Raw genomic sequence first — 14775 nt, forward strand, 5'->3', positions numbered from 1 at the left:
ATAAAAAAAGCCGCCTATTATCGGTCAAACAGCACCGGGCGACAACAGGATAACTGTAAGGTTATTACGGGTTCACAAAGGTCGCTTTGACCCGCTGCGATCGCTTGAAATAGGGCACAATCAGCGCGGCGGCGAGTAATGCCGATAAAAGCCCGCGTACCGCCACATCGTCAGAAACGGGGGAGAAGGCAAAGGCTTTCAGCGCCAGCAGCACGCTAATCAGTAACCAGATAATCATATGTTTCAGGACGCTACGGCGGCGTTTAAAAAAGGCGATAACCAGCCATAGCGTGTAGTACCAGACGCCTGCGGCGAAGGCAAACGAGACAAACCACGTCAACAATTCCGCCAGTGGCCGCACGCCGATGGCGGCAATGACCAGCGGAATCTGTGCTTTAGCGATATCCAGGAGCCGTAACGTCTGGCCCAACAATGCGACCAGCAACCAGGCTAAAGGCGCAAGCAGCCAGCCCCCGATTCTCTCTGCAGGTGTCGTTATCATGCTTATTCCTCGTAGGCGGTCACGGATTTATCGGCCAGGGAGTATAAAGCATTATGCGCCGGATGCCAGTGGCGTTATTGCACGTAATGCCATACGGATTTAGGCACCCGGCCAATATCGAACAAGCGACCACCCGATACCAGCTCAGCACGACGATGATCGGCAGCGCGATACATGTTAATGATTTCTTCGTTGTCGGTCAGAGTGTAGTTAAGGTGATCAAACAATTTTTCCAGACTTTCAAGGGAACTGATTTTGCGGAATTTTAATAAATAGTCCTGAACGGTCATTTTAAGCGTTATCCATGTTATAAAAAGGCATTAATACATTCGCGGGTAATTCGTTCGAATAATAGTCGGGCTTATCAGGACGTAAATTGTCTCTGAATGTATTGCCATGAAATTAAGAATTTTCTTTAGGTTAAGCGGATGCCAGAACGGCATCCGTCAAGAAGATTAGCGCTCTTCGCCACGCCTGGCAATACGCAACGCAGTACCATATTTAGGTATGTCCACGTTCGCGTCGTATTTTATTTTTTCTGCGCGACGATACTCTGTTCCGGCGGCTGGTAATTATCAATATGACTGGCGAACACCAGCAGAACGGTCGAAACACCCAATACAACCCAGCCTGTTAATTCAATAATCCGATTGATGATAGTGGCCATAACTCTACAACTCCCTTAGGTCTGGTCAGGGATGTTAACCGGGCAAACCGCAGACGACAAGGGACTGACGCCTGTTTTTAGATAATTCCGTATCATTACAGTGAGGGTATGAGGAATCCCTTTCACAGGAGAAATTTCTTAAGCGCATATGTCGCTGTTGTCCCTGAAAGAGAGATGGTGTGAAATACACATTCCAATAATGAGAGGCCGCTTTATGAGTGACAATATCCGTGTCGGACTAATTGGTTATGGCTACGCCAGTAAAACCTTCCATGCACCGTTGATTGACGGCACGCCGGGAATGGAGTTGGCGGCAATCTCCAGTAGCGATGAGTCGAAAGTGAAGTCGGACTGGCCGGCAGTGTCGGTCGTATCGGAACCGAAACACTTATTTAATGATCCCAAAATTGACTTAATTGTCATCCCCACGCCTAACGATACCCATTTCCCACTGGCTAAAGCGGCACTGGAAGCGGGCAAACATGTGGTTGTCGATAAACCCTTTACGGTGACGTTGTCACAGGCCAGGGAGCTGGATGCGCTGGCAAAAAGCTGTGGTCGCGTCTTATCCGTGTTTCATAACCGCCGCTGGGATAGCGACTTTCTGACGCTAAAAACCTTGCTGGCAGATGGTGCTTTAGGTGAGGTGACCTTTTTCGAATCCCATTTTGACCGCTATCGCCCGGAAATTCGTAACCGCTGGCGTGAACAGGCGGGCCCGGGAAGCGGTATCTGGTACGATCTGGCCCCGCATTTACTGGATCAGGCTGTAAACCTGTTTGGTCTGCCCGTCTCCCTGACAGTGGACCTGGCGCAACTGCGTCCGGGCGCGCAGGCGACAGATTATTTCCATGCGGTGCTCTCTTATCCGCAGCGCAGAGTTATTCTTCATGGCACCATGCTGGCGGCGGCGGAATCAGCGCGCTACATCGTCCATGGTACGCGTGGGAGTTACGTGAAGTTTGGCCTCGACCCGCAGGAAGAACGCCTGAAATCGGGAGCAAAACTGCCACAAGAAGACTGGGGATACGATATGCGCGACGGGGTCTTAACCCGTGTCAATGGCGATGCCCGCATTGAAGAAACCTGGCTGACGGTGCCGGGCAACTATCCCGCCTATTATGCGGCTATTCGCGATGCGTTAAACGGCGCGGGTGAGAACCCGGTTCCGGCGAGTCAGGCAATCCAGATAATGGAACTTATCGAACTGGGGATTGAGTCGGCAAAACATCGCGCGACGCTTAATCTGACCTGACTAAAAATGCCGCTCAACCGAGCGGCATTGTTTTAGCCCTGCAAAACTTTTTCTCTGAGCGCCTGTTTTTCCGCCACAGAGAGAAATGCGATTTGCAGGCCGTTGATCTGCGCCTGACGAATCTGGTCGCGACTCAGTCCGGCGGCCGGTGCAGCAATCTGATACTCATGGCTAATATCCACACCCTGTACGGCCGGATCATCTGTGTTAATCGAGGCCAGCACGCCATGCTCAAGGAAAGTTTTCAGGGGATGTCGTGTCAGCGACGACACGGTACTGGTCTGGATATTGGAGGTCAGACAGGATTCGATTCCAATGCGCTGTTCGGCAAGAAAGGCCATCAGTGCCGGGTCTTCAATCGCTTTTACCCCATGACCAATGCGCTCGGCGCCCAGTTCACGAATCGCTTGCCAGATGCTTTCAGGGCCAGCCGCTTCGCCTGCATGGACGGTGATATGCCAGCCTGCATCGCGTGCGCGATTAAAATGGGGCAGGAACAGACTACCTGGAAAGCCCAGCTCATCGCCCGCGAGGTCCAGTGCTGTGATGCTGTCGCGATGTGCCAGTAGAGCTTCAAGCTCCTGCAAACAGGCCGCTTCGCCAAAGGTACGACTCATAATCCCGATTAGACGCGCTTCAACGCCAAACGCCTGGCTGCCTTCGCGCACGCCAGCGATAACCGCTTCGACCACGCCAGCGACAGGCAAATTATGCGTCATTGCCATATAGCCCGGGGAGAAACGCAGTTCAACATAATGCAGCCCCTGGCGTGCGGCGTCTTCCATATTCTCGTAAGCCACGCGACGGCAGGCATCGAGGGAAGCCAGCACTTTTACGCCCCAGTCAAGCTTCGCAAGAAAGCTCACCAGATCGGGTTCATTGGCAGTGACCTGTACGTGTGGCAGTAATGTTTCAAGAGATTGCGCAGGAAGGGTAATATTAAACTCACGGCCAAGATCGAGGATGGTTTGTGCCCGAATGTTGCCGTCCAGGTGGCGATGAATATCAGTTAATGGCAGGTTGGTATCAATCATGGTCGCACTCTTATTTTAGGTAAAGTGCGATACATTATACCACATGCCGACAGCGCATCAGCATTAATGATAATAGATTGAACTTATAATGAAGCTTTTCGCGTCTGCGGTTAAGAATGGCTAAGAGCGGCTTATGCTTTTTATCTCCCCCTGCAACGTCACAGGGGGAGTGATGTCGTTTATCGCGACGTGTTCAGATAGTTAACGAACAACCAGTACCGGGCATTTTGCGTGCCGGACCACAGCAGCGGCATTTGAGCCTAACAAATAGGTGGTCATATCCGGTCGGTGTGAAGCAATGATGATGAGATCGGCTTTTACACTGTCGGCGAGTTTAAGGATCTGATCCTTCGGCGTCCCGGTAACAGCATGCGTCTGAACTTTTTCCATGGGAATTTTAAACTCTTTGACGATTTCATTCAGTCGCGATAGCGCCTCTTCCTGCAGGTCTTTTAATTTTGGTAATGCAGCTGAATACGCCAGTCCCAGCGTTGAATAATAAGGATGAGAAGGAATAACCGTCAAAAAATGGACTTTCGCAATATTGATAACGGCATGCGCCTGAACATACGGGATGACCTGTCGGGTCAGTTCGCTTTCAGAAATATCGATGGGTACTAATATGGAGCGATACATATAGACCTCCTGTATGATTTCATACAGGTTAAATAGTACGCCATTAACCATAAAAAAAGTGTGTGATCGGTTTCAGTTCCCGGTAAATAACAGCAATTACAACTTTTGTCGTAGCGTCATTGTTATTTTGCCAATGTAGCGAGCGTCGTGGATGAGTTGCGTGGCGGCGGTGTTGAAGTGCTTATAGCGCTTAAAAAAAAGCCCCTGAAAGGGGCTTTAGGGTTACTGTTGTGGCACCGCAGGTTCGACAGGTGCTGTCGGATCATCCGGTGTTTCCGGTGAATCTTCCTGCAGTGGCATTGAGGGCAGGCCGAACATACCAACAAACTCGTCCAGCGACATTTTCTCGCCGTTCAGTGTCACCTGACCATTGGCATACTGCAGGCTGGTGCCAATGGTATTGTTTTCCAGGGTCGTAATACGGAACATCTGACCCATTGCCGCCAGGCCTTTCACCTGCTGGCTTGCCAGTTTGGCTGCTTCATCCTGCTGGTAGCCTTCCAGTTTCGCAATCTGCGTCATAAACTCCACCGCCATATCCATCGGGATGGTCAGTTTGCTATCCAGAGACTTCACATTTTTATCCACTTCCTGGGCCAGCGTCTGCGGCGCGGTAACCGCCGTATCTGCGGCCGGATTTTTCAGGAACAGGGAGAGGTTCAGTGCCGTTTCACCTTTGCTGTTTTTCCAGCTCAGCGGGGCAATGGTAATGACCGGCTCGCCTTTTAACAGCAACGGGAAGGCATTAAAGAAGGCTTCCGCCGCTTTTTGCTGATACAGCGCCGGGTCTTTCATGACATCGGGCTGCGCCATCAATGCCTGTGTCTGGGCATTATACTGCTGGCTAAACTGGTGCCAGGCCTCGCCGTCAATCTGGCCAATCTTCAGCGTCAGGTTGCCGCTGCCCATTTCCTGATTCTGGATTTTCAGGCTCTGGATGGTGTAATCGAGCTGGCTATTAATGGTTTTGTTATCTTTCGCGACTTCGGATTTGCCGTTCAGATTCATTCCTTCAATGACAGCCATCTCTTTGTTCTCAACAGAGATAGCCAGCTTGTCGAGGGTCACTTTCTGGCTGCCAACGCGCTCGTTGAAGCTGGCGAGTTGGGTGGTCCCCTCGGTTTTCAGGTTGTTGAGCGAGAGCTGAATTTTCTGACCGTATTCGTTAACCGTATCAACCAGCGCGCTCTGCGCCTGGCCGCTGACGGTAATCGCATTGCCGTCTTTATCGGAACTTATACGGAATTCACCACCGCTAAAGGCCACTTTCTCGCCCTCTTTTTCCGAGTTAAGCGGACGCAGCGTGAGATCCGTACGGGTATCGCCGCTGTAACTGATGCGGGTCTCAGCAACGAATGGCGATTGCCCTTTCGCGATATCAAACAGCGGCTTTGTCATCTCATTGTTGACGAGCGTGGAATGAACCGATGCCATGGACGGGACGACGTTCAACGTTTTAAGTTGCGCCAGCGGGAAAGGACCATGGTCAATATTTTCATGCAGTACGATGGTCTGGCCCGGCTTAAACCATGGGTTTTCCTTACCCTCGACCGGTTTTACCACCAGTTCCATCTGGCTGCTGAACAGACCCCGATGGTAATTTTGAGAGGATAACTCCACGCTGGCTTCAGGCGCGGTGCGTTTAATCTGTTCATTCGCCTGGCTAATCATCTCACCCAGACGGCTTTCAAGCTGTTTACCCGTGTACCAGGCACCACCTGTCCAGATGATCCCCAGCGCAATAACAACTCCGGCAGCAACCAGCGTTTTTTTCATCGTTATTATCCCTAAAAATAAAACCAGGCGGGATCATCCGCCTGGGTATGTGAAAAGGCTCTGTAGAGCTTAGCAATCCTTGCTAAAAAGTTCAGTAACTAGTTGAGCTTATTGTAGACCCGCGCCAGTCTGCCCACGCCGCTTACCCGCACAGGAGATTCGCTGGCGCTAATAAATGCCGATTCGCCGGGTTTCAGCACCAGTGTCTCATCGCCCTTGCTGAGTACCGCTTCGCCTTCCACGCAAAACAGGATGGCCGCGCTCTGCTGTGCCAGATCGCTTCCGGTGGTTGAAAGGTCATGCAGCGAAAAAGCAAAATCATCAACCGGGATCGGGAACTCCAGAGCGGACGCCTGTTTTACGGGTTGTGTCAGTAATTCACCGGCCGCTTTAGGGGTGAATTTCACATTTGCCACCAGTTCCGGAATGTCGATATATTTCGGCGTCAATCCCGCGCGCAGTACGTTATCGGAGTTGGCCATGACCTCCAGCGCAACCCCCTGTAGATAGGCATGCGGGGTTTCGGCGAACAGGAACATCGCTTCACCCGGATTGAGTTTCACCACATTAAGCAGCAGCGGGGAGAACAGGCCGCTGTCATCGGGATAAAACTCAGAAATCACACGAATAGTTTGCCACGGTTCGCCCTGCTGGCCGTTGAGTGCCGCTTTCAGTACCGCCAGCGCCCGCGATTTCTCATCACCCTTCAGATTCAGCAGGCTGGCGAACAGTTGGCTCAGGCGTTCCGCACCGGGTTCTTGCAAGAAGTGAGCGATAGCCTGATTAGCGCCCGCCACCGGCTGCAACAGCGAGACAATCTCAGAGAACGGACGGAAGGCGTTCATCGCCAGGAAGGGCGTCAGTGCAAAGACCAGTTCCGGCTTATGGTTCGGGTCTTTGTAGTTACGCTCGGCCGCATCGAGTGGAATACCGGCGGCGTTCTCTTTCGCAAAACCGATTTCAGACGCGTGTTTGTTCGGGTGCACCTGAATAGACAAGGGCTGGTCGGCGCACAGCACCTTAAACAAAAAGGGCAGCTCGCCGAAACGTTCGGCGACCGCGCTGCCCAGTAGACCTGCTTTATCCTGTTCAATCATCTCGCGAAGCGAGAGAAGATGTCCCTGTGCATCCTGCACTTTTGAGCTGCTCTTTGGATGAGCGCCCATCCACAACTCGGCCATAGGCTGGTTGTCTGGGTTGGCAATGCCATAGAGTTCCGTTAACGCGTTTTTACTTCCCCAGGCATAGTGCTGCACTGAGTTAATGAGTTTTTGCATTATCCCGCCCTTCATCGTGGTCAACTTGATTGCTCGTATTAAAGCAATAAATTTGTTCGAAGTAATCAGAGCAGGCAAAAAGTCGTACTAGTCTCAGTTTTTGTTAAATAATTGTGTAGGATATGCGGACTCGCTTTTTTGTGGCAGATGGATGTCCTGCCGAAACAATAACCAGTTCGTGCTGTAAGTGAGAGAACAATGTCGAATAAACCTTTTTATTATCAAGAGCCTTTTCCGCTGAAAAAGGACGAAACCGAATATTATTTACTCAGCAGCGATTACGTTTCCGTCGCCGAGTTTGATGGTCAGGAAGTCCTCAAAGTCGATCCTCAGGCGCTGACCCTTCTGGCGCAACATGCCTTCCACGATGCCTCCTTCCTGCTGCGCCCGGCACATCAGCAACAGGTTGCCGATATCCTCAGCGATCCGGATGCCAGCGAAAATGACAAATATGTCGCGCTGCAATTCCTGCGTAACTCCGAGATTGCCGCAAAAGGTATTTTGCCCACCTGCCAGGATACCGGCACGGCCATCATTATGGGTAAAAAGGGGCAGCGCGTGTGGACGGGGGGCGGCGATGAGGCGGCCTTAGCGCGCGGTGTCTATAACACCTTTATCGAAGATAACCTGCGTTATTCGCAAAACGCGCCGCTGGATATGTACAAAGAGGTCAATACCGGGACTAATCTGCCGGCACAGATCGATTTGTATAGCGTTGATGGCGACGAGTATAAATTCCTTTGCATCGCCAAAGGGGGCGGCTCCGCCAATAAAACCTATCTGTATCAGGAAACGAAAGCGCTGATCACCCCGGCGAAACTGAAAGGGTATCTGGTCGAGAAAATGCGTACCCTTGGCACGGCTGCCTGCCCGCCGTACCACATCGCCTTTGTGATTGGCGGCACCAGTGCAGAGGCCACGCTCAAAACGGTCAAACTGGCGTCGACCAAGTATTACGATGGCCTGCCCACCGAAGGTAATGAGCACGGTCAGGCGTTCCGCGATGTGCAACTGGAAAAAGAACTGCTGCTTGAAGCCCAACAGCTCGGCCTTGGCGCGCAGTTTGGCGGTAAATACTTTGCGCATGATATCCGCGTGATTCGCCTGCCGCGCCACGGTGCCTCTTGTCCTGTGGGGATGGGAGTTTCCTGCTCGGCTGACCGTAACATCAAAGCCAAAATTAACCGTGAAGGCATTTGGCTGGAAAAACTGGAGCAAAACCCCGGCAAGTACATTCCGCAAGCGCTGCGCCAGGCCGGTGAGGGCGAGGCGGTGAAGGTCAACCTTAACCGTCCGATGGAAGAGATCCTCGGCCAGCTCAAACAGTATCCGGTATCCACACGCCTGTCGCTGACCGGGACTATCATCGTGGCGCGTGATATTGCGCATGCGAAGCTTAAAGAGCTGATGGATGAAGGCAAGCCGCTGCCGCAGTATGTGAAAGATCACCCCATCTACTATGCGGGACCCGCGAAGACGCCGGAGGGATATGCTTCCGGCTCACTTGGCCCAACTACCGCCGGGCGTATGGACTCATACGTTGACCAGTTGCAGTCACAAGGCGGCAGCATGATCATGCTGGCAAAAGGCAACCGTAGCCAGCAGGTGACCGATGCCTGCCATAAACACGGTGGTTTTTACCTTGGCAGTATCGGCGGTCCGGCGGCGATTCTGGCGCAAAACAGCATCAAGAGCCTTGAATGTGTGGCTTACCCGGAACTGGGTATGGAAGCTATCTGGAAAATCGATGTTGAAGATTTCCCGGCCTTTATCCTCGTGGATGACAAAGGGAATGATTTCTTCCAGCAAATCCAGTCGGGCCAGTGCGCACGCTGTGTAAAATAAAACCTGCCGCCCCTCGGGGCGGTTTTTTTGCACCGGTTAAGCGCACGAAGCAATAAACGTCGTCATAACAAGCATCAATACTTAAGCTTTGTTTGCAGGTGAGCAATGTCGGTACTCAACATCACTTCGTAACAGGGAGAAAGTAATGACAACGCATCGTAGTGAGAAAGATTCGATGGGCGCGATTGACGTCCCGGCAGACAAGTTGTGGGGGGCGCAAACCCAACGGTCGCTTGAGCATTTTCGCATCTCGACGGAAAAAATGCCGGTCTCGCTTATCCACGCACTGGCACTGACCAAACGTGCGGCGGCAAAGGTCAATCAGGATTTAGGGCTGCTGACAGCGGAAAAAGCACAAGCCATTATCGACGCGGCTGATGAGGTGCTTGCCGGAAAACACCCGGATGAATTCCCACTGGCTATCTGGCAAACAGGTTCCGGCACCCAGAGCAACATGAACATGAACGAGGTTCTGGCGAACCGTGCCAGCGAATTGCTTGGCGGCGAACGTGGTATGGGGCGCAAAGTGCACCCGAATGACGATGTTAACAAAAGCCAAAGCTCGAATGACGTTTTCCCTACGGCGATGCACGTGGCGGCGGTGATTGCTCTGCGCGAACATTTGCTGCCTCAGCTTCTGGTGCTGAAAAAAACATTGAATGAAAAAGCGATTGCCTTCGCCGATATTGTCAAAATTGGTCGTACTCACCTACAGGACGCCACGCCGCTAACGCTCGGCCAGGAGATTTCCGGTTGGGTGGCGATGCTGGAGCATAACCTCAAACACATCGAACTGAGCCTGCCGCACCTGGGCGAGCTGGCGCTTGGCGGGACGGCGGTGGGAACCGGGCTCAATACCCATCCGGAATATGCCAGACGAGTAGCAGAAGAGCTGGCCACCTTTACCCGGCAACCGTTTATTACCGCACCGAACAAATTTGAGGCGCTGGCCACCTGTGATGCACTGGTTCATGCCCACGGTGCGCTGAAAGGGCTGGCGGCATCATTGATGAAAATAGCTAATGACGTGCGCTGGCTGGCTTCCGGCCCGCGTTGTGGGATTGGCGAAATTTCTATTCCGGAGAATGAACCGGGAAGCTCCATCATGCCGGGTAAAGTCAACCCCACGCAATGTGAAGCCATGACCATGCTCTGTTGTCAGGTGATGGGTAACGACGTGGCGGTCAATATGGGAGGCGCATCCGGTAATTTTGAGCTCAACGTCTTCCGGCCCATGGTTATCCATAACTTCCTGCAGTCGGTGCGTCTGCTGGCTGATGGTATGGAAAGCTTTAACGAACACTGTGCGGTGGGGATCGAGCCGAATCGTGAGCGTATCGATCAGTTGCTCAATGAGTCTCTGATGCTGGTGACTGCCCTGAATACCCATATCGGTTATGACAAAGCGGCAGAAATTGCCAAAAAAGCCCATAAAGAAGGCCTGACGCTCAAGGCTTCGGCGCTGGCGCTCGGCTACCTGACCGAAGCCGAGTTTGACAGTTGGGTACGTCCGGAATCGATGGTGGGCAGCATGAAGCCCGTTTAATCGGCAAGATACAGATGCAGCCGGGGAATTAGTAGCGTCAACGGCTGCGCCTGCGGTTTATAACGGTGCTGGACATTATCTTCCTGGTAATTCAACAGTTCGCCGATGTCCGGCACTTTCCCGCCGTGTTCTTCACTTACCAGCGCAATCAGCGGCGTCGGGCAGGCGTACTGCACCTGCTTTTGCGAGTCCGCATACCAGACGCGTGCTATCGGCTGTACCTTTACCGGACGTTTAATTTTCAGGTGCGCCTGCTGCGGCAAAGAGGCAATGGCGGCGTACTCTTGCTCAAGACGCTCCTGCCACTGTTCTCGCGTCCAGGGAGCGACGGCGCGCGGCGATTTACGGCTTTTATCAAGGAGTGCGAGCACCTCATCGCGGGTAAAATTCTTGATGATATGCTTGTTAGCCCAGCCAAAGCGCAACGTGGCGGGGTCGCGCAGGTGAGTCAGGGTGCGGTAAGCATTAAGTGTAATCAGACCGGGTAAATGGCGATGCACCCACTCGAAGCGGGCAGTCGCTGCCAGTCCGGAATCGACGGTCACAATGCGTTCAAAGGTCATTTTCAGGGCATTAATGGTGTTAATCGTCTGCTCAAGTCGGGTACGGGTTGGCACATCCACCTGATAGCAAATGACCCCAGGCAAACGCACGGCGGCTTTACTGCTGCGGTTCTCCGACTGTTGCTGGATAAACAGATGGGTATAGTGGCGCAAGGCAGCGTCAGCGGCACGCTTGCCCACCAGTTGCTTAACCTGAATGGCAGGCAGCGGCTCGTGCTCCGCGCCTTTGGCAACATCCGGCAGAGTGAAAACGCGGCCCGCCAGTAAACGGCAATCGGCGAGTTGCCCTTTTAAGCCTGCCAGTTCTTGTTCGAGCTGGCGAAAGGTGGTGTTCAGGCGTTCAATCAGGTCGTACGCGGCCATTTTTTCATTCCTTTAGTTACAACATACTTATGTTGTAGCACAACTATCTACACCTGAACACGGTGCAAGTCACGCTTTTCAGGTGAGGGAAGTGTCGTGCCAGACCGGCCACTGGAAACAAAAGCGGGCGCCGCCTGCATCGCTCTCTTCGCATCTGACTTCACCGCTCATCGCCTGGGCGATAGAATGCACGATGGCAAGCCCCAGACCACAACCGCCAGTTGCACGGTCTCTGCTGGGGTCCAGGCGCACAAAGGGCTCAAATATACGGCTGCGCTCATCAGGGGCAATCCCGGGCCCATCGTCTTCAACAATCAGGCTTGCCTGCGAGCCTTCAAGTTGTAATGTCACTTTTACCGTGTTCTGGCAGTAGCGCAGGGCATTATTGATGAGGTTATCCAGCACTCGCTCCATCAGACGCATGTCCAGCGAACCATAGTCACCGGGCTGATTATTGAGCGCCAGCTGGTGGTCCGGATTGACGCTGCGGGCATCCAGCATATAACCGTCCAGCCATGCGTTGAGATCGGGCGTGGTCAGTTTCAGTTCGGTCTGTGGGCGATCGAGGCGCGCGTAGGTGAGCAACTCCTGGATAAGTCCTTCGAGTTGCCCGATATCGCGATTCAACGCGCTACGTTCGCCATCACTCAGGTTATCGCTCATCTCCAGGCGGTAACGTAGCCTGACCAGCGGTGTGCGTAATTCATGGGCCACGCCATCAATCAACATTTTCTTACTGGCGATCAGGGCGTTGATATTATCCGCCATCTGGTTAAAGGCGATCCCCAATCGTTCAAAGCTGGATGTACTGTCAAAATGGATACGTTCTTCCAGATGACCTTCCCCAAAGCGCTGGGCGGCAGATTCCAGCCGTAGCATCTCCTGCCAGTGGGGACGCATCCAGATAAACACCGGGAAGGCCAATGAAATAGCAATAAACGCCATCAGCGCCATATCAAGCAGACGCATTTCATGCAGGTAAAAGAGGTAGGGGACCGGGCCTACTGCCAGGACATAGTGGCTACGTGGAATGCGCTGAATAAAGGTATATTGCGAATCCAGCGCGACAATATCGCCTTCCTGTAGACGCTGTTGCGCGGGGGCTTCGAGTGTGAACTTGCTCATCGGCTCCACGCGCATGTTAAACGACAGGTTCAGGTCCAGCTCTTTGAGTGTTTTGTTCCACTGGTGCGGCGGGATTTCACGCAGTTCGCTGCGCATTAAGTACAGCGAACTTTTCATCAAATCGTCCAGCGACTGTCGCCCCGCACGCTCAGCGGTGAATTTATAAACCAGCCCGACCAGCATGGTCATCACCAGAAAGCAGACAAACAGTAACAGATAAAACTGGACGAAAAGTTTTTTCATGGCGACACCCGCGAAGAGGACCGGACTCAGTTATCCCAGGCGTGCGGGGCGAAGAGATAGCCTTTGTTGCGCACGGTTTTAATACGGAAAGGTTCGGTGGCGTTATCGAGCAATTTTTTGCGCAGGCGCGAAATCGCCACATCAACACTGCGGTCCATCCCATCATAGGTCACGCCGCGCAGGTTTTTCAGCAACGCATCGCGGTCCATGATCTGTCCTGCGTGGGTAGCCAGTTCCCATAGCAGATCGAAATCGGCGGTAGAGAGGACAACCTGCTCGCCTGCCAGGAGCACCTGCCTGTTTACCGGATCGATGGTCAGTGTGCCGAATTGCAGCGTCTTATGCTGCTTAAGCGATGCCGGGGCAGATTCTTGCTGGGTGGTGCCGGCCTGCTGGCGTAAGTGCAGTCGCAGACGCGCCAGTAAAACCGCAGGGGGGGTTGTTTTGAGAATGTAATCATTCGCGCCCATCTCCAGCGACAGAATATGGTTCATATCACTATCAAGCGAGGTGAGAAGGACGATAGGGCCGCTCCACTGCTGGCGTAAATCGCGACACAGTGTCATCCCATCTTTGCCGGGGAGCATGATATCCAGGAGAATTAGATCTGGTTTTTCACGGGCGATGACGTCTTCTGCTCGATCACCACGCGGTTCAACGATCACATCCATATCGTGTTTGCCCAGATATGCCGCAATAAGCGCGCCCACTTCCGGGTCGTCTTCCACAAAAACGATCTTATTCATATATCATCGTGATGAGTCAAAAAGATGAACATACACTGCCTTTATTGATCCTGCCATTAATCTTTTCTAAACATGCTCCCCATCCGCTATGCTGTAGGCCTTTGTTGTCATGATGAGAAAGGGAACCTGATGGCCCTGGTGATAAAAGCGGCAATCGGCGCGCTGGTGGTATTATTAATTGGATTGCTGTCAAAAACGAAAAATTACTATATCGCTGGACTCATTCCGTTATTTCCGACCTTTGCCTTAATCGCCCATTATATTGTGGCAACCGAGCGGGGCGTTGAGGCGTTACGTACTACCATCGTTTTTGGCATGTGGTCCATTATTCCCTATTTTCTTTACCTGCTGTCACTGTGGTATTTCACCGGATTTATGCGTGTTGGATACGCGCTGAGCGCCGCAGTGTTCTGCTGGTGCCTCAGCGCATGGCTGTTAATTTTTATCTGGAGCCGTCTCCACTAGCGCAGCGGACGGCCGCCATCCACACCGAACGTACGTCCCGTGACGTAGCAACTGGTCAGCAGATAATCGACCAGATCGATAATCTCTTTCTCGCCGGGGGCGATTTTCATCAACGATTTATTAAGCGCCTGCTGACGGTATTCCGCGTCATCGTCGTCATTAAACAGGATCAGCGCCGGGGCAATAGCATTGACCTTCACTTCCGGCGCCAGCTTTTTGGCAAAAGAGCGGGTCATATTATCCAGCGCCGCTTTACTGGCGGCATAGGCAATATGTTTGTCGCTTCCACACTCAACGACATAATCGGTAAAGTGAATAATGTCGCTGGCAGCATGCCCGAAGCCGCGCAATAAGCTCTCCAGTGCGTGGTTAAGTAAGTAGGGAGCATGGACGTGGATCTGCAGCATCCTGGAAAGGACATTGGGCAGCGCAACGCCGGGTTTTTCACCCGCCCAGTCGCCCGCATTGTGAATAATGGCCCGCAACCCCTGCGTTTTCTCCTTCACCCTATCGGCGAAGGCCAGAACGCCTTCATCACTGCTGAAATCTGCCTGAATGCATAAAGCGCCCGCAGCGGTTAACTGTTCAATCGCCGGATAGTGTGTCCGGTAACTGACGATAATCGGCTGCTGCTGGCTAAGAAAATGGTGGGCGAGGGCGAGGCCGATGCGACGGCCTCCTCCGGTAATCAATATCGGGCGTGTCTTCGTGTTTCCCATCGAATACGTTCTC

15 protein-coding genes are annotated in these 14775 nt (G+C 52.8%); 4 read left to right on the forward strand and 11 right to left on the reverse strand.

What is annotated here, in order from left to right; translation table 11 throughout:
* Positions 1–64 precede the first annotated feature (64 nt).
* The 3 genes from L2097_RS04980 to blr form a co-directional block, all read right to left on the reverse strand.
* A complete protein-coding gene (locus L2097_RS04980; RefSeq protein WP_250352243.1) occupies positions 65–502 on the reverse strand; it encodes a DUF2569 domain-containing protein in 438 nt (145 codons plus the stop codon).
* A 74-nt stretch (positions 503–576) separates the two neighbouring features.
* A complete protein-coding gene (ydgT, locus tag L2097_RS04985; RefSeq protein ID WP_041851533.1) occupies positions 577–792 on the reverse strand; it encodes a transcription modulator YdgT in 216 nt (71 codons plus the stop codon).
* 239 nt (positions 793–1031) lie between these two features.
* Complete coding sequence (gene blr, locus L2097_RS04990; RefSeq protein ID WP_041851532.1) at positions 1032–1169, reverse strand: division septum protein Blr; 138 nt, start codon at positions 1167–1169, stop codon at positions 1032–1034.
* 214 nt (positions 1170–1383) lie between these two features.
* Here blr and L2097_RS04995 point away from each other — a divergent pair, with 214 nt between their 5' ends.
* Positions 1384–2424 (forward strand): oxidoreductase, encoded by a 1041-nt coding sequence (locus tag L2097_RS04995; RefSeq protein WP_250352244.1) that lies wholly within the window; start codon positions 1384–1386, stop codon positions 2422–2424.
* A gap of 32 nt (positions 2425–2456) precedes the next feature.
* Here L2097_RS04995 and add read toward each other — a convergent pair whose 3' ends face one another.
* The 4 genes from add to manA all read right to left on the reverse strand — a co-directional run bounded on the left by add (position 2457) and on the right by manA (position 7147).
* Positions 2457–3458: an adenosine deaminase gene (gene add / locus L2097_RS05000; protein ID WP_250352245.1), complete on the reverse strand. Its 1002-nt coding sequence runs from the start codon at positions 3456–3458 to the stop codon at positions 2457–2459.
* Positions 3459–3659: 201 nt separating this feature from the next.
* The gene (gene uspF / locus L2097_RS05005; RefSeq protein ID WP_047370058.1) at positions 3660–4094 is read right to left on the reverse strand and encodes a universal stress protein UspF; all 435 of its coding nucleotides are present in this window, start codon (positions 4092–4094) and stop codon (positions 3660–3662) included.
* 222 nt (positions 4095–4316) lie between these two features.
* Entirely contained in the window at positions 4317–5870 is a 1554-nt protein-coding gene (locus tag L2097_RS05010) for a YdgA family protein (protein ID WP_047370059.1), read from the reverse strand.
* Positions 5871–5968: 98 nt separating this feature from the next.
* A complete protein-coding gene (gene manA / locus L2097_RS05015; RefSeq protein WP_250352246.1) occupies positions 5969–7147 on the reverse strand; it encodes a mannose-6-phosphate isomerase in 1179 nt (392 codons plus the stop codon).
* 198 nt (positions 7148–7345) lie between these two features.
* On the opposite strand from manA, the gene fumA reads away from it, so the two are divergent.
* Together fumA and fumC are read left to right on the forward strand one after the other, a co-directional pair.
* A complete protein-coding gene (gene fumA / locus L2097_RS05020) occupies positions 7346–8992 on the forward strand; it encodes a class I fumarate hydratase FumA (RefSeq protein ID WP_229220666.1) in 1647 nt (548 codons plus the stop codon).
* Positions 8993–9137: 145 nt separating this feature from the next.
* On the forward strand, positions 9138–10538 hold the full coding sequence (gene fumC, locus L2097_RS05025; RefSeq protein ID WP_250352247.1) for a class II fumarate hydratase: 1401 nt from the start codon (positions 9138–9140) through the stop codon (positions 10536–10538).
* On the opposite strand, the gene tus is transcribed toward fumC, so the two are convergent.
* From tus to rstA, 3 genes are all read right to left on the reverse strand, one after another.
* The gene (gene tus, locus L2097_RS05030) at positions 10535–11464 is read right to left on the reverse strand and encodes a DNA replication terminus site-binding protein (protein ID WP_250352248.1); all 930 of its coding nucleotides are present in this window, start codon (positions 11462–11464) and stop codon (positions 10535–10537) included. The two genes, fumC and tus, sit on opposite strands and share 4 nt — an antisense overlap.
* A 78-nt stretch (positions 11465–11542) precedes the next feature.
* A complete protein-coding gene (gene rstB, locus L2097_RS05035; RefSeq protein WP_047370064.1) occupies positions 11543–12832 on the reverse strand; it encodes a two-component system sensor histidine kinase RstB in 1290 nt (429 codons plus the stop codon).
* Between the two features lie 26 nt (positions 12833–12858).
* The gene (rstA, locus tag L2097_RS05040) at positions 12859–13578 is read right to left on the reverse strand and encodes a two-component system response regulator RstA (RefSeq protein WP_047370065.1); all 720 of its coding nucleotides are present in this window, start codon (positions 13576–13578) and stop codon (positions 12859–12861) included.
* Between the two features lie 129 nt (positions 13579–13707).
* Between rstA and L2097_RS05045 the strand changes: the two genes are divergently transcribed.
* The gene (locus L2097_RS05045; protein ID WP_103279205.1) at positions 13708–14043 is read left to right on the forward strand and encodes a GlpM family protein; all 336 of its coding nucleotides are present in this window, start codon (positions 13708–13710) and stop codon (positions 14041–14043) included.
* On the opposite strand, the gene folM is transcribed toward L2097_RS05045, so the two are convergent.
* The gene (gene folM, locus L2097_RS05050; RefSeq protein ID WP_250352249.1) at positions 14040–14762 is read right to left on the reverse strand and encodes a dihydromonapterin reductase; all 723 of its coding nucleotides are present in this window, start codon (positions 14760–14762) and stop codon (positions 14040–14042) included. The two genes, L2097_RS05045 and folM, sit on opposite strands and share 4 nt — an antisense overlap.
* Positions 14763–14775: the final 13 nt, after the last annotated feature.

It is taken from the genome of Citrobacter sp. MNAZ 1397, assembly GCF_023613995.1.
Lineage (GTDB): Bacteria > Pseudomonadota > Gammaproteobacteria > Enterobacterales > Enterobacteriaceae > Phytobacter > Phytobacter ursingii.

What these genes read in the sequence shown, in the direction of transcription:
- fumA (WP_229220666.1), top strand. Translation starts at nt 7,346, where the DNA reads ATGTCGAATAAACCTTTTTATTATCAAGAGCCTTTTCCGCTGAAAAAG.
- L2097_RS05045 (WP_103279205.1), top strand. Translation starts at nt 13,708, where the DNA reads ATGGCCCTGGTGATAAAAGCGGCAATCGGCGCGCTGGTGGTATTATTA.
- add (WP_250352245.1), bottom strand. Translation starts at nt 3,458, where the DNA reads ATGATTGATACCAACCTGCCATTAACTGATATTCATCGCCACCTGGAC.
- fumC (WP_250352247.1), top strand. Translation starts at nt 9,138, where the DNA reads ATGACAACGCATCGTAGTGAGAAAGATTCGATGGGCGCGATTGACGTC.
- blr (WP_041851532.1), bottom strand. Translation starts at nt 1,169, where the DNA reads ATGGCCACTATCATCAATCGGATTATTGAATTAACAGGCTGGGTTGTA.
- L2097_RS04995 (WP_250352244.1), top strand. Translation starts at nt 1,384, where the DNA reads ATGAGTGACAATATCCGTGTCGGACTAATTGGTTATGGCTACGCCAGT.
- L2097_RS04980 (WP_250352243.1), bottom strand. Translation starts at nt 502, where the DNA reads ATGATAACGACACCTGCAGAGAGAATCGGGGGCTGGCTGCTTGCGCCT.
- uspF (WP_047370058.1), bottom strand. Translation starts at nt 4,094, where the DNA reads ATGTATCGCTCCATATTAGTACCCATCGATATTTCTGAAAGCGAACTG.
- L2097_RS05010 (WP_047370059.1), bottom strand. Translation starts at nt 5,870, where the DNA reads ATGAAAAAAACGCTGGTTGCTGCCGGAGTTGTTATTGCGCTGGGGATC.
- folM (WP_250352249.1), bottom strand. Translation starts at nt 14,762, where the DNA reads ATGGGAAACACGAAGACACGCCCGATATTGATTACCGGAGGAGGCCGT.
- rstB (WP_047370064.1), bottom strand. Translation starts at nt 12,832, where the DNA reads ATGAAAAAACTTTTCGTCCAGTTTTATCTGTTACTGTTTGTCTGCTTT.
- manA (WP_250352246.1), bottom strand. Translation starts at nt 7,147, where the DNA reads ATGCAAAAACTCATTAACTCAGTGCAGCACTATGCCTGGGGAAGTAAA.
- ydgT (WP_041851533.1), bottom strand. Translation starts at nt 792, where the DNA reads ATGACCGTTCAGGACTATTTATTAAAATTCCGCAAAATCAGTTCCCTT.
- tus (WP_250352248.1), bottom strand. Translation starts at nt 11,464, where the DNA reads ATGGCCGCGTACGACCTGATTGAACGCCTGAACACCACCTTTCGCCAG.
- rstA (WP_047370065.1), bottom strand. Translation starts at nt 13,578, where the DNA reads ATGAATAAGATCGTTTTTGTGGAAGACGACCCGGAAGTGGGCGCGCTT.